Raw genomic sequence first — 21,602 nt, 5'->3', positions numbered from 1 at the left:
ATCCTTATAATTATGGTAAACCCCAAGTGGCAATGCGTTCGGCTAGCCAACCCGACTCTTGCCAACGAGCGATCGCTTCATTCACCCGTTGGTACAGTTTGGCGTACTGCAACCCCTTCGGCATCACGACACACAAAGCTTGAGCCGAAAGCCGCGCTGGCAGCATCCGATACTGAGGATATTCCTGAACCCAGCCCGTCAGGACACTATTATCACCCGCAAAGGCATCAGCACCTCCCTTTTCCAAAAGTGCTCGCGCCTGTTCATAGGAATCTACCCCTACCAGTTTCGCGGTGGGTAAGTTATGCTTCACAACCGGAATTGTACTAGAGCCATTAATAACCGCGATCGCCTTTGGGGTTAGATCCTTTAACTGACGGATTGAAGCATTCTTTGTCACAAATCCCGTACCATCTAAGTAATACGGCCTACTAAAGTCTACTAATCGAGAACGGGACTCGGTTGCCGTCACTCTGGCGATCACCAGATCCACCTTACCTTCTAATACCCTATTGAGCCGATCCGTATTTTTCACCGGCTGCAAAACCACAGCATCTGGTTTTCCCAACAGTTCTTCAGCTAGACGTTTGGCAATATCAATTTCCAGCCCTTGCAAATTCCCCGATACGTCACGGAAACCCAAGGGGCGCAGATTGTCTTTTACGGCAACAATTAACTCACCCCGCTGCTGAATCTCGTTGAGCTCAGCACTAAAAACTGATGCAGGTGTCACCAAAGACAGCGTCACCCATGCCACGACAAAACTAAAACTGAAGAACTTGCGGTTAAACCCCATTGGCTATCTTTCGTTTTAGGCTGGGAACTGGGCAATAGTCTACCCCATTACCCATTACCCAACCCTCATTTTCCAGCTTGATTCGCCAATTCCACCACTTGATTAAAGCTGGTTGGATCGAGTACAGCTAATTGAGCCAGCATCTTGCGGTTGAGCTGAATGTTGGCTTTTTTCATCAAACCCATCAGTTGGCTGTAGCTTACGCCATTCATTCTCGCTGCGGCGTTAATACGAGTAATCCACAGGCGACGGAAATCACGCTTGCGCTTTTTGCGATCGCGATAGGCGTTCCGTAGCGCCTTCATCACCTGTTGATTAGCCGTGCGAAACAGCGTGGAGTGAGAACCCCGGAACCCTTTAGCCAGCTTCAGAATTTTTTTGCGTCGTTTCCGAGCGACGTTACCGCGTTTTACCCGTGTCATGATTCGTTCTAAGTTGTAAGTTGTGACTGGATAGGACAGGCAGACACCTGTCAGTGGTTCAAGGCGAGTGCAGGCAACGGGATTAAAGAGCGATCTCAGTTTGCTCCCTTGTCACCCATCCCTAATCTCTACAAATAGGGAAGCATCAAATGCACGTTTTCAGCGTCGCGTTCATGGACCAGTGCTTTCTGAGACAGACGCCGCCTCCGAGATGAGTTCTTGTGTTCTAGCATGTGGTTTTTAAACGCTTTGCGGCGTACAATTTTGCCACTACCAGTAGCTCTAAAACGTTTTGCCGCTGCTCGGCGCGTTTTTAGTTTCGGCATGGACTAACTTTAATAAGGGCACAATCTACAATAGTACTACTCTCCCTGCCCCTTAAGCAAATGTCAGGGAACAGGATTGCAAGCTATCCTCTTTAAGACTCTCTTTAATAAGAGGCAGCTTTCCACCCTAACTCTTCGTTCATCATTCATCGTTTGTGGTAACTATCACGCTCTTGGGTTAGACCTTAACGTACTGTCCATTCTTTGACAGCGTTCTAGATAAATTTGTGCGACAGTATCCTCTGGGTTAAGGTGCAGACATTCTTCAAACAGTTGTGACGCACTTTTGAAAGAATGGAGATTATAGAGCAACAAGGCTTCTTCAAAGGCGGTTTTGGTCGCTAACTTAGCGTCTCGAATTTTCGGCGGATCGGCATCAAAGATTTCATAGACACTCACTGCTGCTAATTTCCCCTTAACTTTCACTCGATCAATGAGGCGAAAAGCATATTGATTTGCATCCTGCAATTGTGAAAAAGTATGGTGAGAAATTAATAATGATACCCGATAATCTTTTGTCAATCCTTCAATCCGAGAAGCTAAGTTAACTGCATCACTAATCACTGTACTGTCCATCCGGGAGTATCCCCCCACCGTGCCTAACATGAGTGACCCTGTATTGATACCAATGCCAATCTGAATGGGCATGTAGCCAGCTTTAGCACGGCCTTGATTATATTCAGCCAGACGTTGCAGCATAGAAATCGCCGCTTTCAGGGCGTTATCAGCACCTTTACTAAACAGTGCCATAATCCCATCGCCGATATATTTATCAATAAGTCCCTGATTTAGAACAATCGCAGGTTCCATGCGACTTAAATAAGCATTAATAAATGTAAAATTTTCTTCTGGAGTCATACTTTCGGAGAGGGTGGTAAAGTCGCGAATATCTGCGAATAACACCGACATTTCCTTTTGTACGTGGTCACCTAACTGGACATCGACAATGCTGTCTTTATTTAAAAACTGAAGAAATTGGCGCGGGACAAAGCGGGAGAATGCATGGTTGAGTTGAAACAGTTCTGAAGTGAATTTTCTCCGTTCGGCTTCGGCTTTTTTGCGATCGGTGATGTCTTGAAACGCGGCGATCGCATACTCAACTCTGCCCTTTTTATCAAAGATTGGATTCGCCCACACTTCTAGGGGGATAACCTTGTCCCCTTGGCGGATTTCCATATCATCAATCGTTCCGCTTTCACCCCTTAATGCCCGTAAAATTGGTCGGAGTTCGCATGGGTACAACTCATTGGTTCCCGCAACATAGATTTGACTGAGTTCTGGCAAGTTAGGGGCGCTGGTTCCCGGTTTACTCTCTTGTCCCAGGATTTGCTGTGCCATTTTATTGGCGTAGTAGGGTTTCCCAGTGGCATCCAGGACGAACACCCCGACCGGCACAGCATCCAAAAATTGAGCCAGCCTCTTCTCTCCGTTGACTACCGCCTCCTCTGCCTGGTTGTACAACCAATCTTCTACCGTATCGCCGTGTTCTGTTGTTGTTTCTAACAATACTTCTAGATCTGCTTTGTCCCTAGCTAAAGCGTCTAAAAAAGACTGAAGTTCTATGGCACAAGCTTGGAGAGCCGCTTCGGCACGTTGACGTTCAGCAATTTCAGCTTGGAGTTGTTGATTGGACTGATGCAACATAACTTCGATTGCATCAGCATGAATCGTCGTCGTCTCCAGTAAAATTTCCAGATCGAGCTTGTCCCGCTTTACGGCTTCTAGTTCTTGGCGTAGTCTTTCTATTTCTAGAAGTAACTGTTCTGATGATAGTTGTTCTGCCTGCATCGCCATAAGGATTGTGCCGTGATCAAAGCGACTTTACCTGTATAGTTCATGTCGAACGATGCACCTGATAGAGGAATCATTCTAATTCCAGTTGTAATTTTGGCATCAAACGTTGCAAATTCTTTAACGACTTCCCTTGCCAAGGAATGCTCTTAGAGCCTAGAACAAGCATTTGAATCGTTCCTTTCTGACGTATTTTAATCACGAATTTTGAGATTACATTAATTCCTGAACTGTTGAGAAATTCTAAATTTCGTAAGTTCAAGGTCAACGTCGGTGGGTCATGATCAGCTACATCATTGAGTAACTTGACGATAGATGCATACTCTTCCATTCCATTGAGACGAAGCGAACCCTGGCAGCTAATTGTTGTGGTCACTGAGTCGTAAAAGATGCTGTAATCTTTAGACTGAATCTCCATGAAACATGAACTCCTTATCATCATTTTAGTGACCTATACTGTTAACTGCACCATTGTAGTCACGGCGATTTCATCCGGATTTTGATCAACCATCTCAAACTTCCAGCCAAGCTTAGCCTGATAATCATTAATCATCGTTAACAAGCCTAACCCAGAGAGATTTTCATTGGTGTCTTCCGGATCTTTTTCCAGATGACAAAGGTATAACTCGCTAGGGTCTGAGGTCGTTAACTCTTGAATGAATTGCTGGAATTGTTTGGCTCTTTGGGGATGGACACTATTAGTTGCCAGGAAAACCAGTCTATGGCTATCCATTTGAAGTCTAATACTGATCGGTTGTGGTAATGATTCGTCATTAAACTTCATGGCATTTTCTAATAACTCATTGGCGATAAAACTAACGGCGCTTTTAACCTGCTCTTGGGTGACCGTTTCGCAGTTAGCCTCCTCACTACCAGGAAAAAAGGTGGCAAAATAATCTGCCATAAAATCCGCAGATAAACCATTATTGCGCCAACGCTGCTTAAGTGGGACAGAGGTTGGCGAAAATACCATGGTCAGACCTTCCTGACCGTCGGGCAGAGTGTCAGTAAAATCACCAAATATCTGGGTCATATCGATTTTGGTCATTGCTCCTTGGTCATTGGTGAAAAGTTTGAAAGTTGAAGATTAAATGTTTGAGATTAGAGCAAATCAACGCATCAACGTATCAATGTCATCCCTTTTAAAAAAATGACTACTTTTGTTTAAGTACCAGCAAAGTGATGTCATCATAAACTTTTTGTTTACCGATATGTGAGCGCACATTCTCTAGCACTATCTGCTTGATTTGTTCAGCATTTTGTTGCCTATTATCTCTAACTACTGCACACAGTCTTTCAATTCCGTATTGTTCTCCCCCTAAATTCTCCGCTTCCGTAATCCCGTCAGTATAGAGGACAACCACATCTCCTGGGTGAAGTTGCACCTGAGTGTGGGATATGAAATCAGCAATGTCTTCCTCCAGACCAATGGGAAAACCTAAATCAATTGTATCGACCCGCTCCAAAGAGCCGTCAGCACGCACCACAATCATCTCTTCATGCTGTCCGCTTAAACATAATTGACCCTGTTGGTAATCCAGTAAGGAAAGGCTGAGGTTTTTATCAGAATTCATCCGCTGTACGTTATCATAAATCGTCCGGTTCACAGTGCTTAAGAATTGAGTTGGGTCGGTTTCGTTGTTGCACAACAAAGTCCTTACAGCCGTTTGCACCATAATCATTAATACTCCACTTTCCAAACCATGTCCGGTCACATCTCCGATGCCAATTTTAAGGCTGCCATTGTACTTGAGTACGTCATAGTAGTCACCCCCAACCTCCTCGGCAGGTTCCATAAAGCCAGCAATGTCTAAGCCAGCAATGGTTCCCAGTTCCCGTTCTCTGGGTAATAGCATTTGCTGAAGTTGGCGTGTGATGTCCAATTCAGCCGCCAGACGTAGATTTTCCGCTTTAAGTTTTTGGATATTTAAGTGGGTTTTTATCCGAGCTAGAAGTTCATCTTTAGAAATCGGTTTAGTTAAATAATCATTTGCCCCCACCTCTAATCCAACGACCAAGTCTGACACTTGATTTTTGGCACTCAGGAGCAAAACTGGTAATTCATTCGCTTGCCAAGTTTCACGAATTTTCCGCGTGACTTCATAACCCGTCAATCGTGGCATCATCACATCGAGTAAAACCAAATCTGGTTTCAAACCCCTTTCAAGCAAAGCTAAAGCTTCTAGACCGTTGCTGGCTTGGTTGATGCCATAATTGTGCAAAGCTAAATAATTAGCAAATACCTGACGATTCACAGGTTCGTCATCTACAATTAGGATGTTAATCTTCGAGCCATCAAAAATTACAGGTTGCAGGTTAGTCGGTGGCAAATGAGCAGGCTGTGAGGAACTCTCAACGTTCAACTCTGGGGAACTTTCAATTCTCAGTTTGCCAACCTTCAATCCTTCCTCTGGTTTGGCACTCAACTGTTCTGCTAAAGGGAGGGTAAACGTAAACCGTGACCCAACTCCAACAGTAGATTCAACCCCAATTTTTCCCCCATGTAATTCCACCAAAGTTTTGGTAATTGCTAACCCTAACCCCGTACCGCCGTACTGACGGGCAGTTGTTCCATCGGCTTGTTCAAAGGATTCAAAAATGCGGTCATATTTATCCTCAGGAATGCCGATTCCTGTATCAGAGATAGTAATCGCCATTTGGGGATTAGGATTTCCTTGCCCTATTAATTCGGCTGAAATTTCCACCGTGCCACTGTCGGTAAATTTAATTGCATTACCGACTAAGTTATGCAGAATTTGTTGCATACGATTTTCATCCGCACTCACCGCTGGCAGATCTGGGGAAATATGATTAATTAACTGCAAATTTTTTTGTCCAATCAGCGGCTGGCAGAGCGTCAGAACAACTTCTGCCAGCGATCGCATTTCCACTGGCTTGAGTTGCAACTCAATGGTTTCGTGCTTCAGTTTAGAAAAATCCAGAATATCATTGACCAAGGTCGCAAGACGCCGACCACTGGAAACGATGAGGCTGAGATTGAAACGAGTGGCTGGTGGCAGTGAGCCTGTAACCCCATCCATTAGGGACTCAGCGATGCCAATAATCCCATTCAGGGGAGTACGCAGTTCATGAGATGTATTCGCTAAAAACTCATCTTTGAGTTTGTCCAAGCGTTGCAAGTCAGCATTCGCCTGCAACAGCGCTTCCTCACTCTCCCTGAGTGCAGCGGTTGCTCGTTCCACAGCTTTTCGCAATTGCGCCGGAGCACTGACTAAAATGAACACCAAGCCTCCCGCCAAGAACGCCAGCAACCCACCCCCTAACCAAAACCACTGGGAGGTGGGGGCACTTTTCGGCCATCCGCCGATTGGAACGGCAGCTAACTGCCATGAACCATTGGGTAGAGTCACCTCGGATGTTTCTGGCTGTTGCTGAAAAATTTTGCCATCCCCGAAAAAGACTTCTCCAGCCACTCCTAATCCATCTTTGCCTCGGATCGCATATTGGAGGTTGGCCTGAGAATCGATCAACCCTGCCTCTTTAAACAAAGTATCCCGGTCGATGATGATGCCCACCATTCCCCAAAATCGACCACTTTCGGCTGCCGCATTGGGGGGAGTCAGAAAAATGGGAGTACGACTCACGAATCCCACACCCGTCGGCACTAGGTTAATGGGTCCGGCAAATATACTTTGTTTGGTTCTAATTGCCCGTTTAATGGCTTCTCGTTCGGCTGGAATCGTCATCGGGTCAAACCCGATCGCTTTTTCCCAGCCCGCTAAAGGATACATATAAGTAACGACTGTATTTTTATACAGGGCTACGCCACGGATACCCGTTTGCTGTGCCACGATGACTTTGGACAGGTTGTCAAATTTTTCACGGTCAATGTCCGGATTGATGGTAGAGATGTAAGCGACTAAACCCCGTGACAGAAAAAGTCGCTGATTTAACTTGCCTTCGAGACGAGCTCTTACGGCACTCAGTTGATTGAGGACATCGGCGCGATTACGCTGGTGAAAGCGGTCTTGTTCTGAGTGATTAATTACCCAAGTCAAGGCCAGAATGCTCGCGGCGGTTAATGAAGCAGCGACATAGGGAAAAACATGATTTTTCATAGAAGTATTAGTCAGCCTTCCAAACATTGTTGAAACCCATTGAGTCCGGGATTGCATGGAGAGATTGACAACGCTGGTACTCCAGCTACTGGACTAACGATTGGTCGATAGTTCAGTAGCCTTTAGCTTGCACAGGCCACCGGGTTGATACAAAATGACCTTTGGTAAATCGGTAGATGCCGTTGATGTCGGAAGAAGTCTCCTAATCATTGAGTCAATTGGATTTTTTCTATCCTCTGGTTCTATATATTGATGACCCTGAGGCGATAGCGACTCAGCTACAGAGTTTCCTGGAGTATCCGGCAATTAATCTCATCCTAGATATGATTGTTTATTGATTTGTCTGTGCATCTTGTGAATCTTTAAAAAAGTTTGATGAGAAAATAACATTAACGGAATCAATGAGCTGAATCAAGGGATACTTCTTAAGAAGTATGAAAGATTTATCGATAAACACGCCAAGGAGTAGTACGATCTGCCTCCTGGATTTGCTGAACTTAAGATGAATCAGAACGAAGCAATCGCACCACTCAAGCAGGCTATGCTCTATGCTCAAACTTTAGGTGAGATGTATGCCTTGATGGAAGATTACTCCTATCAGGAGTTTATGGAAATTTATCACCAGTTACAGCCACAGGAACAAGTAAAAATGAATGTGATTTGCGATCGCGATAATCGCAGCCAATTGGCGGCTATCAATAGCGCCTGAGTACACCCAGGGAGCTGGGGAGCGGGGGAGCAACGATGAATAATGATTCTATAAACGAAAGCGATCTAACAGGATAAAACGTTGTTTTGGTATGATGGTCAGCTCATTGGTGGCAGTAGGCTGGAACTCACCATTGATAACCCTGGCTTACTTTATGGTGCGACAGTTTTTACAACACTGCGTGTTTATCAGCAGTCGTTGCATCATCCCCTGACCCATTGGAGGAGTCATTGCGATCGCCTCACCTCCAGTTTACAAACCTTCGGTTGGCAACAACCGGACTGGGAGCGCTTATGCCATGGGGCAAATCAATTAAGTGAATCCTATCCAGTACTCAGAATCACCATTTTCCCCGATGGGCGGGAGTGGATTACCGGGCGTTCTCTCCCTTCTGACTTGGCACAACGCCAACAGCAAGGCATTACCGCATGGGGGGCATTTGCCCCTGAGTATCAGCGATCGCTTGCAGCTCATAAAACAGGGAACTATCTCTCCGCTTGGCTGGCTGGACAAGCGGCACGGCAGCAGGGGGCGGCTGAGGCGATTTTAGTGGATGCTACAGGAAGTTGGTTAGAGACGAGTACGGGCAATCTTTGGGGCTGGCAAGAGGGATGTTGGTGGACGCCACCCTTAGAAGTGGGTATCTTACCGGGCGTGGTGCGATCGCAACTCATGGACTGGTTGAAAACACAAGATTATCCCGTTCAAGAAGCCCCCTGGGATCAGGAACGGGTGTTGCAGTTTGAAGCGATCGCCTACACCAACAGTGTTGTACAAGTGATTCCCATTCACACTGTCCTGACTTCCTCCCAGTCTCTCACCTACGAAGCCTTTCACCCGATGCTGGAGTCATTGCGAAGTTTGTGGCAACAACACCACTAACATCTACCCTAGGGATGAAGACATTACTTTTAAGCGAACTCCAGACCCCCTTTGTTCCACAGTCTGAAGTCAGACATATTACCATAAAGAAGGCGATTAGAAGATTAAAAGGCAATTGTGAATACAATTTCGCCAACTAATCCTGAGAGACGTTAACATTAGTTAATATTAAGAAACCCATTCGACGTTCCGACATCCTAAGCCTTAGGAGGTAAGTAAGTAGTGAATAAGAAGTGGAGAAACGCAGGGCTATACGCGCTATTAGCAATCGTAGTCATTGCATTAGGGACAGCATTTTTAGAGAAACCCTCCCAAAGTCGGGAGACTTGGAAGTATAGTCGGCTGATACAGGAAGTTCAAGACGGCAAAATTGAGACCGTTAAACTCAGCGCCGATCGCACCAGAGCACTCGTCACCGCTCAAGACGGCAAACAAGTCTTGGTCAACTTGCCCAATGACCCTCAGCTCATTAGCATCCTCGCTGAAAAAGTTGATGATATTTCGGTTCTGCCCCAGAGTGATGAAAGCTTTTGGTTTAGAGCATTAAGCAGCCTATTCTTCCCAGTGCTTCTGCTGGTTGGATTGTTTTTCTTGCTGCGCCGCGCTCAGAATGGCCCCGGTTCTCAGGCGATGAACTTTGGCAAATCCAGAGCGAGAGTGCAAATGGAGCCTCAAACTCAGGTGACTTTTGGCGATGTCGCAGGGATTGACCAAGCCAAGCTGGAACTCAATGAAGTTGTAGACTTCCTGAAAAATGCCGATCGCTTCACGGCGGTGGGAGCCAAAATTCCTAAAGGCGTGCTGTTGGTTGGCCCTCCGGGAACGGGTAAAACCCTCCTCGCTCGTGCCGTTGCCGGTGAAGCGGGCGTGCCCTTCTTCTCCATCTCTGGTTCCGAGTTCGTTGAGATGTTCGTGGGCGTCGGTGCCTCTCGCGTGCGTGACTTGTTCGAGCAAGCGAAGACCAATGCGCCTTGTATCGTGTTCATCGATGAAATTGATGCCGTAGGGCGTCAACGGGGAGCGGGTTTAGGCGGCGGTAACGATGAACGGGAGCAAACCCTCAACCAGTTGCTGACCGAGATGGATGGTTTTGAGGGCAATACAGGCATCATTATTATTGCTGCGACCAACCGCCCAGATGTTTTGGATGCCGCTTTATTGCGTCCCGGTCGATTTGACCGTCAGGTGGTTGTTGATCGTCCGGATTATGCGGGACGTTTGGAAATTCTCAGAGTTCATGCTCGTGGTAAGACACTGGCGAAGGATGTGGACTTGGAGAAAATTGCCCGTCGGACTCCTGGGTTCACCGGTGCAGATTTATCCAACCTGTTGAATGAAGCGGCAATTTTGGCAGCACGTCGCAACCTCACGGAAATCTCTATGGATGAGGTGAACGATGCGATTGATCGCGTGTTGGCAGGACCAGAGAAGAAAGACCGCGTGATGAGCGAGAAGCGCAAGACGCTGGTTGCCTATCACGAAGCCGGTCACGCGTTGGTGGGTGCCTTGATGCCGGATTATGACCCCGTGCAGAAGATTAGCATTATCCCTCGCGGTCGTGCTGGTGGTTTGACTTGGTTCACACCCAGTGAAGACCGGATGGATACGGGTTTATACTCCCGTTCTTACCTGCAAAATCAAATGGCAGTGGCTTTGGGCGGTCGTCTGGCTGAAGAGATTATCTTCGGTGAAGAAGAAGTCACCACCGGTGCTTCCAACGACTTGCAACAAGTGACTCGCGTCGCACGGCAAATGGTGACTCGCTTTGGCATGAGCGATCGCTTAGGCCCTGTTGCTCTAGGACGCCAGAATGGCAATATGTTCTTAGGTCGGGAGATTGCCTCAGACCGAGATTTCTCGGATACAACAGCGGCGACCATTGATGAAGAAGTGCGTAGGCTGGTGGATGAAGCCTACGAACGCGCTAAGAATGTCTTACTCGGCAACAAGCATATTCTTGACAAATTAGCCGGAATGTTGATTGAGAAAGAAACAGTAGATTCCGATGAACTGCAAGAACTTTTAGCCAATAACGACGTTAAGATCGCTGCCATTGCCTAAGGAGGCGTGAGAGGGACTTAAAAGTAGGGTTCCTGGTTTAGCTTAGTTCTTAATTTTGTCATTGCAATAACTCTCAGGGTAGCGTAGATGTACGCTACCCTTTTTTGTCAACATTGGTGATTGGTAATAGGTCATTATTAGGGATTTACCGATTACCGATTACCGAAAATCCAGAACTGCTTAGGCGTCGTGTTGAACAATATATTTCTAAATCATAACAATGTTAACTGCCAATCCCAGCACCATCTTGATTGTTGATGACCAACCGACGAATCTCAAGATGCTGTTTAGCTTCTTGCAAGAGTCTGGCTTTAAAGTTCTGGTGGCACAGAGTGGGGAAAGTGCTATTACCAAGCTAAAAAAGGTAGCACCAGACTTAATCTTGTTAGATGTAATGTTACCTGGACTCGATGGGTTTGAAACTTGTCGGCGTCTGAAAGCAACGGCCGAAACCCAAGATATTCCAGTGATTTTTATGACTGCTCTGTCTGAGTCCCTGGATAAGATTAAAGGATTAAAAGTTGGTGCGGTTGATTATATTACAAAACCCTTCCAGCAAGAAGAAGTGTTAGCCCGGATTGAGAATCAACTGAAAATCCGCAGACTCTCTGTGCAACTTGAATTACAAAATCAAAAACTTCAACAATCCCAATCTTTACTCACGGGTATTTTAAATACATCCCAGGATGGGGTGATGGTATTTGAGGCGATGCGGGATAGTAGAGGGGAAATTGTCGATTTTAAGTGGATTTTGGCCAATCCGGTTACCGAAAAAATGACGGGGCGAACCCCTCAGGATTTGCTAGGAAAGCAACTACTCGTGGAACTACCGGGAAATTGTGAGGCAGGCTTATTTGAGCGGTATGTCAGTGTCGTTGAAACCGGTATACCCCAAGAGCAGGAATTCTATTATGACTATGACGGCATCAAGGCTTGGTTTGTCCATGTTGCGGTTAAGTTGGGTGATGGCTTCGCGGTAACCTTTCGGGATATTACCGAGCAAAAGCAGGCGGCTGATGCTTTGTTGATCGCTCAAAAACGTCTAGAATATTTACTCTCTTCTAGCCCAGCAATTATTTATAGCTGCAAGCCTGACGACTACAGTTCTACCTTTGTCAGTGAGAATGTTAATCTGGTTCTGGGTTACGAAGCCCAGGAATTTTTAGAGGATGCCAGTTTTTGGGTGACGCATATTCATCCAGACGACAGAGAAGGCGTTTTTGCCGAACTCCCACAGCTATTTGAACGGGGACAGCACTCTGCCGAATACCGCTTTTTACACAAAGATGGCACTTACCGTTGGTTGTTGGATGTGATCAAATTAGTGCGCGACGAGGAGGGAAATCCCTTGGAGTGCATTGGTTCCCTAAGCGACATCACCCAACGCAAGCAAGTCGAAGCCAAACTGCAAGAAAGTCAACATTGGCTCTCTGCCATCACGGACGCAAATCCCAATATTGTCTATGTTTATGACCTAATCGAACAGCGCAACTTTTTTATTAATCGAGAAGTTTACACGATTCTGGGCTATACCCCTGAACAAGTGCAGCAGATGGGAACGGCACTCTTGCAAACCCTGATGCATCCGGAGGATTTCGTGGAAATTCCGGAACATTTTCAACGATTTGAGTCTGCTAAAGATGGCGAAATTTTAGAGTTTGAGTATCGGATGAGATACAAGCACGGTGACTGGCGTTGGCTGTTGGCACGAGAGACGGTATTTGCCAGAAACACTGACGGGAAGCCGACGCAGATTCTCGGTACGGCGGCGGATATTAGCGATCGCAAAGCCATTGAAATCGCCTTGCAGCAAAGTGAAGCTCGTATCCAAAACTTAGCCGCCAATGTACCCGGAATGCTCTATGAATTTCTGCGTTATCCAGATGGTTCCTATCGTTTTACTTATGTAAGTTCCGGTTGCAGACACATTAATGAATTGGAGCCAAAGCAGATTTTAGAGAATCCTGCACTAGGCTTTGAACTCACTCATCCAGATGACGTAGCCAGCCTCTTTGAATCGATTGAAACCAGCGCCCAAACCTTAGAACCTTGGGTATGGGAAGGGCGAATCATTACACCCTCTGGAAGGCTCAAATGGATTCGAGGCGCGGCTCAACCCGAACGGTGTGGTGATGGAGAGATACTTTGGCATGGTTTAGTGATTGATGTGAGCGATCGCAAAGCCACAGAACTGGAACTTCAGGCCGCTAAAACCACTCTAGAACGGCATATCCAACGAGTGTTGTTGCAAGAAAGAATTACTCAAGAAATCCGCTCTAGCTTGAATTCTAAGCAAGTGTTTCAGACGGCTGCCATCCAAATTGGTGAAGCCTTTGGCGTGAATCGTTGCCTAATTCATACTTACATCGAGTACCCAACTCCCCTGATTCCTTTAGTAGCAGAGTACAAGCCACCCGGATTAGTTTCGCTGCTGAATCTAGAAATTCCAGTGATTGGCAATCCCCATGTACAAGCGATGTTAGCCCAAGACCAAGCTATTGCCTCTGATAATATCTACACCGAGCCACTGTTAAAAGGCGCTTTACCCCTATGCCAGAAATTAAGTCTCAAATCCATGCTAGCCGTTCGGACTTCTTATCAAGGAAAACCCAATGGGGCGATTGGTTTGCATCAGTATGATTCCTTCCGCCATTGGACTTCAGAAGAAATTAATTTCATTGAATCGGTAGCCGCACAACTAGGAATTGCTATCGCCCAAGCGAATCTTTTAGAACAGGAAAAACAACAGCGTCAAGAACTAGCGCTGCAAAATCATGCTTTAGAGAAAGCTAAACTTGAGGCAGAATCTGCCAACCGTGCCAAAAGCCACTTTCTCTCCAAAATGAGTCATGAACTGCGTACTCCCCTCAACGCTATCCTTGGTTTTACTCAGGTGATGGCTCGTGACGAGTCAATGACCCCAGAACATAAAGAATACTTGGGAATTATTAATCGCAGTGGAGAGCATTTACTAGAGCTAATCAATGACATTTTGTCAATGTCCCAAATCGAGGCCGGTCAAGTCACGTTGAATCAAAATTGCTTTGACTTGTATCGCCTGCTTGACTCTTTAGAAGAAATGCTAGGATTCAAAGCAACATCAAAAGGTCTGAAACTCATCTTTGAACGAGCCTCCGATGTCCCCCGATACATCCAAACCGATGACAGTAAATTACGTCAAACCTTGATTAACCTCTTGGGAAACGCGATTAAATTTACTCACGCGGGTCGTGTCACACTGCGTGTAGGCATGGGATCAACAGGAAACCAGGCAGGGATGTTTCCTCTCTCACAATGCCCTCTCCCCCATACCCGCCTGTGGTTTGCCGTTGAAGACACCGGCCCTGGAATTTCCCTTGAAGAACTCAGTAGCTTATTTGATCCCTTCGTGCAAAGCGCAACCGGTCGCCAGTCTATGGAAGGTACGGGATTAGGTCTACCGATTAGCCAACAATTTGTGCGCCTGATGGGGGGAGAAATAACGGTTATTAGTACCCCCGGTCAAGGAGCCATTTTTAGATTTGATATCCAGATTGGCTTAGCCACAACGGCGGATGAAAAACCCGTATCCGGTAAACGGCAGGTGATGGGTTTAGAGCCAAACCAACCGTCCTATCGCCTCTTGATTGTTGAGGATGGTGCTGTCAATCGCAAACTGCTGGTTAAGATACTTGAACCCTTAGGGTTTGAAGTCCGCACGGCAACCAATGGACAGGAAGGGGTTGCCTTGTGGGAGAGTTGGTCACCCCATCTGATTTGGATGGATGTAATCATGCCAATCATGGACGGGTATGAGGCAACCCAACACATTAAACAAACCCCCAAAGGCCAAAAAACAGTCATTATTGCTCTAACGGCTAATGCTTTTGAAGAGCAGCAAGAAGCCATCTTAAAAGCTGGGTGTGACGACTTTTTACCTAAACCTTTTCAGCGAGAGGTACTTTTAGAAAAGATTGCTCATCACTTGGGAGTGCGCTACGTCTATGAACAGCAGGGAACACCCAACTTATGCCAGTCACCAACTCCACTTCAGCCGATGGCACCTAAGGCTTTAACGGTCATGCCTGTATCTTGGGTCACCGAGCTCCATCAAGCTGCACTCTACGCGGATGACGAATTGATGAAACAGCTCATTGAGCAAATACCTTTAGAATATGACTCTTTGCGTCGAGCATTGAGAGCCTTGGTCGATAACTTTATGCTCGAACAAATCATCAATTTGACCGAACCCACTAAGCCATGAATAGCAACTCGGCATTAGTTCCTTTGGCAGACCTCCTTGTTGTTGACGATACACCCGACAACCTGCGCCTTCTTTCTACCATGTTGAGTGAACAAGGGTATAAAGTGCGGAAAGTTATGAGTGGGCCGCTAGCCTTGAGAGTGGTTTCGGTAGCTTCGCCCGACCTGATTTTACTCGATATTAATATGCCCCAAATGAATGGTTATGAGGTTTGTGAAAAGCTGAAAGCCGACCCAAGAACTTCGCAAATTCCGGTAATTTTTATCAGTGCGCTCGATGATGTGTGGGATAAAGTCAGAGCTTTTGAAGTTGGAGGTGTAGACTACATCACCAAGCCATTCCAATGTGAAGAAGTTTTGGCCCGTGTCAAGAATCAGTTGACCTTGCGTTGGTTTTCTAAGCAACTGAGTGACCAAAATATACGCCTGCAACAGGAAATTTGTGAACGCCAGCAAGTGGAGAACGCTCTGCGACAATCGGAAGCACGAGAACGAGAAAAGTCGCAAGCCCTCGAACTAACTTTGAGCGAATTAAGACGCACCCAATCCCAATTAATTCAATCCGAAAAAATGTCAAGTCTGGGGCAAATGGTGGCAGGTGTTGCCCACGAAATTAACAACCCAGTTGGCTTTATTTACAGCAATCTGTTTATCGCTCGTCAATATTTTCAAGACCTCAGTAAACTGGTTGAACTTTATCAAAAGGCTTACCCTAATTCAACACCTGAAATTCAGGAGATTATTGCTGAGCTAGATTTACAGTTTTTAAAAGAAGATTGGCAAAAAATGATAAATTCGATGCAAGTAGGGGCGGAACGGATTCAAGAGATTGTCTTATCGCTGCAAAACTTCTCCCGCTTGAATAAATCCGATCTAAAACCCGTGGATATTCATGAGGGTATCAACCATACGTTAGAGATTTTGCAGTACCGATTCAGGGCAGAAAGCTATAGCCATAGAGTCAGTTGTCCGGAAATTGAGGTGATTAAAGAGTATGGTCAATTGCCTAAAGTAACCTGTTATGTGAGTCAGCTCAATCAGGTGTTTATGCATTTGCTTTCAAACGCCATTGATGCCCTAGAAAACCAACCGCCTCCCCGCCGAATTACCATCAGCACTGAGGTGGGAACTGGGGAGTGGAAGGAAGATAGGGAAAAAGAGAATCTCTCAAAAGACAAGGATAAATATACCCAATATGTTGTGATTCGGATTGCTGACAACGGTTCTGGTATGAGCGAAAACGTGCAAAAGCAAATCTTTGACCCGTTTTTTACCACCAAGGCTGTCGGCAGTGGCACGGGTTTGGGGTTAGCGATTTGTTACCAAGTTGTGGTAGAAAAACATCAGGGTCAAATCCGCTGTATTTCTGCTCCTGGAGAAGGGACAGAATTTATCGTAGAGATTCCGATCGCACAAGAGTATCTCCTAAGTGAGGGTCATTAATTAATCATCTATGTCTGCTAATTTTGAGGGAGAGTTCCCTCTTGCGGTGGGTGTCCTAACCAGAAATTGTTTGTTATTCCTAAAATAGTAGGGAATATGAAGAGAAAATAATGAGTTCGACGAGCATCATTCCTCAACTGGGGTTAGTGTGTATCACTGTATCCAAAGAGGTGCGTTATTCCACGGTTACCCGCAAGCGTTTATTACAGTTGTCAGAAACAGAACAAGCCGAAATTCTGCGGAATTTGTATGCTAAAAATCTCCAAAGCTTGAATCAAGCCATCGATTTTTGCCTCAATCATGAACTCCGACTTTATCGAATTACCTCTAGTCTTTTTCCCTTCGCTGATACTGAATTAGGGGAAAAAATTCTCAATGAATTGAATGCAGAACTTCTGCAAACGGGTCAACGTGCGCTGACAGCAGGTATCCGCATTGTCGTGCATCCTGATCAGTTCGTTGTTCTCAGTTCGGATAAGCCAGAAGTCGTTGCCAATAGCATCAAAATTCTGCAAATGCACGCCATGATTATGGATAAGCTAGGGCAACCGCGATCGCCTTGGGCGACGATAGAAATTCATGGGGGGAAAAGCGATCGCTCCTCCACATTAGTCCAAGTCATCCGTAACTTACCAGAGGCGATTCGCTCCCGACTTGCATTGGAAAACGACGAATATGCCTACAGCGCTGAAGAAATTTTAGCTGTTTGTCGCCAAGCTGGGGTGCCTATGGTTTTTGACGCCCACCACCATGTGATTCATGAAGGTTTAGATAGTTACGATCATCCCAGCGTTGCCCAGATGCTGCACAGTGCACGAAGCACTTGGTCGATGCCTGAATGGCAGATGGTGCATATCTCCAACGGACGCGAGGCATTTAATGACCGCAACCATAGCGACTTGATTACGGTGATGCCGACTTCCTATCGCCATGCGCCATGGATTGAGATTGAAGCGAAACACAAAGAAGACGCGATCGCTAAGTTGCGACAAGAGTGGTTACCCACCCTCACCCCAGTCCTGCAACCCATGAACTGATGTTAAGCCAAACTGGCTCTAAATCGGCGTCACATCATGAAAGCGGGTTAAATCGAGTACGCGCCGCCCATCTGGTTTGTGCGAGAAAATATCCACAAAATGCATATTCCACAAAATTTCGTCCGTTATGTAATAGTGACGAGCGTGAACCGTTTGTGAAACGGTTTCATCAATACCGGTCAGGGTGGCAATAATATCCGTTTTTGCCTCTTCGAGTAACTCTGGTGTCATCCCATACAAAGGGCTATTTTCATCAATCACATGCATGACGATCCAACTCAGAGCAAAGGTTCTTGTTTGACTCCGAAGCAGTTTGAGGTCGTAGAAGCGACGGATGAAAATACCCTCCGTCGTGACTTCATCCCGTAGTAAACTTAACCCGATTTGAGCTTCGAGAATCTGGTTACGCCGCTCATTGGCAACCCGTAACATTAGAGTGGGCAACCCATTATGGGGTGCAATCACAGCTACACGACTGAAGAGAACTCTAGCTGTAGGACGGGAGAAACGAGCAAACATCAGTCCAGTAGTCATCGCTACGCCCAACAAACCGATTAGCGCTTCCAGGGTAACTAATAGATTGGCGTAGTCTGTGCTGGGATACATCGCCCCGTAGCCGATCGTCGCCATCGTCTGAACGCTGAAAAAAAAGGCATCCAAGAACGATCCAGGACGAGCATTCTTAATACAATCGCCTCCTGCCAGGTACAACAGAGCAAACAGGGTATTAGTGGCGAGATAGGAAACCACCGTCAGCAAAAAGAACTGAGGCCAATCAAGGGTGAGCAGCAAATGGTAAGGGTCGCGCCAATGAGAGTGCGATACACCAATTCTTTTAACATCAAAGCGGCGATTACTCACAATATCGAACCGTTTCTTGCGGTTTTCTCGGCGCGTGGGGAGGAGCGATTGCCCCGATAGGGCAGGGCGAAGCGGTCGAGGCTTTTTATCCATTTTTGTCTCATACCCAGTTGCAGTCAAAAATAGCAGACTTTTTCCTCTCTCCCCACTCCCCCGCGCCCCATCTCCCCATCTCCCCATCTCCCCCGCTCCCCATCTCTCCCACTCTCTCAAGAGCATGAATTTGTTATACCAATAGAATGAGTAGACCAAGAAAACAATCTCTAGAGAACTTGAGAGTTCCTACAAGGGGGTTGCGTCAATCCCTCTCCGTCTTCCGCTACAGTGGACGAGCATTAGAATTAGTCTGGACAACGAGCCATACCCTAACCATTGTGCTGGCGATTCTAACCTTAGTAGCCGGTTTGTTACCTGGTGCGATCGCCTACGTGGGTAAGTTAATTGTAGATAGCGTCGTTTTGGCTTCGCAGTCAGGGGCACAAACCCAGCGTTGGATGGCTTTAAGGTATGTGGGGTTAGAAGCGATCGCCGTTATGGCACTAGCGGCAACCCAACGAGGACTCACCGTCTGCCAATCCCTGCTGCGAGTCTTGCTGGGACAACGGGTGAATGTTTTGATTTTGGAAAAAGCACTGACTCTCGACCTCACCCACTTCGAGAACTCTGAGTTTTATGACAAAATCACTCAGGCACGCCATGAAGCATCCCATCGTCCTCTTTCCTTGGTGATGCGAACCTTTGGACTGATTCAGTCTGCCCTTTCCTTAGTGACGTATGGCGGTTTACTGCTGAATTTCTCATTTTGGGCGGTATTAGTCTTGGTTGTCGCGGCGGTTCCTCCCTTCATTGCCGAAACTCGCTTTGCTGGGGAAGCGTTTCGCCTGTTCCGTTGGCGATCGCCGGAAACCCGACAGCAGCATTATTTAGAAACCTTAATTGCCCGCGAAGACTATGCCAAGGAGGTTCAGCTTTACCAACTTGGCTCCACAATGCTACAACGTTATCGTGATATCTTTCATCGCCTTTACGACGAAGACCGCGACCTCACCATCCGTCGAGGAATTTCGGGTTACCTTTTGGGCTTGCTGAGTACGGCAACCTTTTACGCCGCTTACGCTTGGATTGTGCTGGAAACCATCTGGGGTCGCATTTCCTTGGGGGATATGACCATGTACCTCACCGTGTTCCGGCAAGGACAATCCACCTTTGCGGGTGCCTTAACGTCGATTGGCGGCATGTATGAAGATAATCTGTATCTCTCCAATCTCTACGAATTTTTGGAGCAGAATGTACCTAAACCCAGGGGAAAGGCGCGTCAGGGTTTAATTCCGGGGGATGGAATGCGCTTTATCGATGTTTCCTTCACCTATCCAGGAATTACCAAACCCGCCCTGAGAAACGTCTCACTTCATCTTAAACCGGGTGAGAAATTAGCGATCGTGGGTGAAAATGGTTCGGGCAAGACCACTCTGATTAAGCTGTTAACCCGGTTATATACCCCAGATTCGGGACAAATTCTCCTGGATGGTTTGGATTTGCAAGAGTGGGATATTGAGGTACTGCGCCAAAGAATTGGTGTGATTTTTCAGGATTTCGTGCGTTACCACTTTACAGTTGGTGAAAACGTAGGTGTGGGGGATGTCAACCACTTAGAAGATGCAGAACGTTGGGAAGATGCCTCCGACAAAGGGATGGCTAAACCGTTTATTGAATTGTTGCCAGAGGGTTTTGGCACTCAGTTGGGTCGATGGTTCAAGGGAGGACAGGAACTCTCCGGAGGGCAATGGCAGAAAATCGCCTTATCTCGTGCGTTTATGCGGACAGGTGCAGACATCTTAGTTCTGGATGAACCCACAGCAGCGATGGATGCGGAGGCTGAGGTGCGAATTTTTAACCATTTCCGCACCATTACCCAAAATCAAATGGTGGTGTTAATTTCTCACCGTTTCTCGACAGTGCGGATGGCTGACACGATTGTGGTGATGGCTGGGGGAGAAATTATTGAACAGGGAACCCATGAGAAGTTATTGCAACTCGAAGGACGTTACGCGAGGTTGTTCTCACTTCAAGCCGCAGGATATCAGTAAGGAGGAAAATCAAGAGACGGACTCTATTTTGTGGGTTTCCGGGCAATAAACGCCGTGTGTGCTTTGGGCAAAGAGTAATGACCATAACTAGGCATCATCTGAACTTGGAAGCCGATTGCACTCAATTCTTGTGCCACCTCGGTTGCATCGTATAACTGCAAATGGTGTACTTCATCATCCCGTCTGTAGTGTCCTCCAACCTTGCGAAAGGTGATAATTCGACGGGTTAAGGTTTTTTGCTCTCGATTCTCCGCTTTTTCCACCAGTACTATCCAATCATCTCCTTCAGTAAATCCTTGGGTTGGGGTTTCCTGTAGAACCTGTCCCGGTTCTGCCATATCGAAAATGAAGACACCCCCAGGCGTTAAGGCGCGATAAATGCCACTAAATAACTGAATTAGCGTTTGATGATTGTTGTTTGAGTCAAAAAGGTAGTTGAGGCATTCGCCAATCGATGTCACCGCATTACAGGGTGGAATATCAGCCTGGAATAAGGAACCGATGCGAAACTCAGCCTCTGGCACTCTCTGACGTGCAATGGCAATCAACGACTTAGAGAGATCAACTCCGAGAACCTGATAATGAGCTTTGGTGAGTTCTAGCGCCCATAATCCGCTTCCGCAACCTAAATCTACGACTAAGCCCTCGCCGATTTGGTTTTGTTTGAGGATTTCCAATAGACCAGGAGCAGACTTGAGCGCATAGTCCGCAAAACCAACATCATGAATAAACGCGAGGTCTTCTTTGTAGTACTCGTTATGGATGACTTGATTTTCTAACAACAAGAGCTTTTAGATAACCTGGTTAATAATATCACTTAAAGTGACTTTAAGGAAGTGTTAGAGTTTTTGGGTTCAAGGTGAAGC

Annotated in this window: 16 protein-coding genes; 7 read left to right on the top strand and 9 right to left on the bottom strand. The window is 46.5% G+C overall.

Going from position 1 to position 21,602, the window contains the following annotated elements:
* Positions 1–10 precede the first annotated feature (10 nt).
* The 7 genes from MIC7113_RS03575 to MIC7113_RS03550 all read right to left on the bottom strand — a co-directional run bounded on the left by MIC7113_RS03575 (position 11) and on the right by MIC7113_RS03550 (position 7,414).
* Entirely contained in the window at positions 11–796 is a 786-nt protein-coding gene (locus tag MIC7113_RS03575; protein ID WP_015180814.1) for a transporter substrate-binding domain-containing protein, read from the bottom strand.
* Between the two features lie 65 nt (positions 797–861).
* Positions 862–1,218, bottom strand: a complete 357-nt coding sequence (gene rplT / locus MIC7113_RS03570) for a 50S ribosomal protein L20 (protein WP_015180813.1) — start codon at positions 1,216–1,218, stop codon at positions 862–864.
* 128 nt (positions 1,219–1,346) lie between these two features.
* A complete protein-coding gene (gene rpmI / locus MIC7113_RS34415) occupies positions 1,347–1,544 on the bottom strand; it encodes a 50S ribosomal protein L35 (RefSeq protein ID WP_015180812.1) in 198 nt (65 codons plus the stop codon).
* A gap of 165 nt (positions 1,545–1,709) precedes the next feature.
* The gene (locus MIC7113_RS03565; protein ID WP_015180811.1) at positions 1,710–3,338 is read right to left on the bottom strand and encodes an adenylate/guanylate cyclase domain-containing protein; all 1,629 of its coding nucleotides are present in this window, start codon (positions 3,336–3,338) and stop codon (positions 1,710–1,712) included.
* A 70-nt stretch (positions 3,339–3,408) separates the two neighbouring features.
* Positions 3,409–3,753, bottom strand: coding sequence for a slr1659 superfamily regulator (locus MIC7113_RS03560; protein WP_015180810.1), 345 nt, complete (start codon positions 3,751–3,753; stop codon positions 3,409–3,411).
* A 33-nt stretch (positions 3,754–3,786) separates the two neighbouring features.
* Entirely contained in the window at positions 3,787–4,383 is a 597-nt protein-coding gene (locus MIC7113_RS03555; protein WP_015180809.1) for a DUF6272 family protein, read from the bottom strand.
* 106 nt (positions 4,384–4,489) lie between these two features.
* On the bottom strand, positions 4,490–7,414 hold the full coding sequence (locus MIC7113_RS03550) for a SpoIIE family protein phosphatase (protein WP_015180808.1): 2,925 nt from the start codon (positions 7,412–7,414) through the stop codon (positions 4,490–4,492).
* A 502-nt stretch (positions 7,415–7,916) separates the two neighbouring features.
* Between MIC7113_RS03550 and MIC7113_RS03545 the strand changes: the two genes are divergently transcribed.
* The 6 genes from MIC7113_RS03545 to uvsE all read left to right on the top strand — a co-directional run bounded on the left by MIC7113_RS03545 (position 7,917) and on the right by uvsE (position 17,788).
* Positions 7,917–8,123, top strand: a complete 207-nt coding sequence (locus MIC7113_RS03545; RefSeq protein ID WP_015180807.1) for a hypothetical protein — start codon at positions 7,917–7,919, stop codon at positions 8,121–8,123.
* An 81-nt stretch (positions 8,124–8,204) separates the two neighbouring features.
* On the top strand, positions 8,205–9,005 hold the full coding sequence (locus tag MIC7113_RS03540) for an aminotransferase class IV (protein WP_015180806.1): 801 nt from the start codon (positions 8,205–8,207) through the stop codon (positions 9,003–9,005).
* Positions 9,006–9,227: 222 nt separating this feature from the next.
* Entirely contained in the window at positions 9,228–11,066 is a 1,839-nt protein-coding gene (ftsH3, locus tag MIC7113_RS03535) for an ATP-dependent zinc metalloprotease FtsH3 (protein ID WP_015180805.1), read from the top strand.
* A gap of 220 nt (positions 11,067–11,286) precedes the next feature.
* Entirely contained in the window at positions 11,287–15,309 is a 4,023-nt protein-coding gene (locus tag MIC7113_RS33020; RefSeq protein WP_015180804.1) for a response regulator, read from the top strand.
* Positions 15,306–16,751, top strand: coding sequence for a hybrid sensor histidine kinase/response regulator (locus MIC7113_RS03525; RefSeq protein WP_015180803.1), 1,446 nt, complete (start codon positions 15,306–15,308; stop codon positions 16,749–16,751). Before MIC7113_RS33020 ends, MIC7113_RS03525 begins: the two co-directional genes overlap by 4 nt.
* Positions 16,752–16,861: 110 nt before the next feature.
* Entirely contained in the window at positions 16,862–17,788 is a 927-nt protein-coding gene (uvsE, locus tag MIC7113_RS03520; protein ID WP_015180802.1) for a UV DNA damage repair endonuclease UvsE, read from the top strand.
* An 18-nt stretch (positions 17,789–17,806) separates the two neighbouring features.
* Here uvsE and MIC7113_RS03515 read toward each other — a convergent pair whose 3' ends face one another.
* Entirely contained in the window at positions 17,807–18,742 is a 936-nt protein-coding gene (locus tag MIC7113_RS03515; protein ID WP_155897918.1) for an ion channel, read from the bottom strand.
* 146 nt (positions 18,743–18,888) lie between these two features.
* Between MIC7113_RS03515 and MIC7113_RS03510 the strand changes: the two genes are divergently transcribed.
* Positions 18,889–20,736, top strand: coding sequence for an ABC transporter ATP-binding protein (locus MIC7113_RS03510; protein WP_015180800.1), 1,848 nt, complete (start codon positions 18,889–18,891; stop codon positions 20,734–20,736).
* Positions 20,737–20,759: 23 nt separating this feature from the next.
* Here the strand turns inward: MIC7113_RS03510 and MIC7113_RS03505 are convergent, their stop codons facing one another.
* On the bottom strand, positions 20,760–21,521 hold the full coding sequence (locus MIC7113_RS03505; protein ID WP_015180799.1) for a class I SAM-dependent methyltransferase: 762 nt from the start codon (positions 21,519–21,521) through the stop codon (positions 20,760–20,762).
* Positions 21,522–21,602: the final 81 nt, after the last annotated feature.

This window comes from Allocoleopsis franciscana PCC 7113, from assembly GCF_000317515.1.
GTDB classification, from domain to species: Bacteria; Cyanobacteriota; Cyanobacteriia; order Cyanobacteriales; family Coleofasciculaceae; genus Allocoleopsis; species Allocoleopsis franciscana.
Note: the sequence above shows the minus strand (reverse complement) of the source record. Positions and strands in the feature narration are given on the sequence as shown.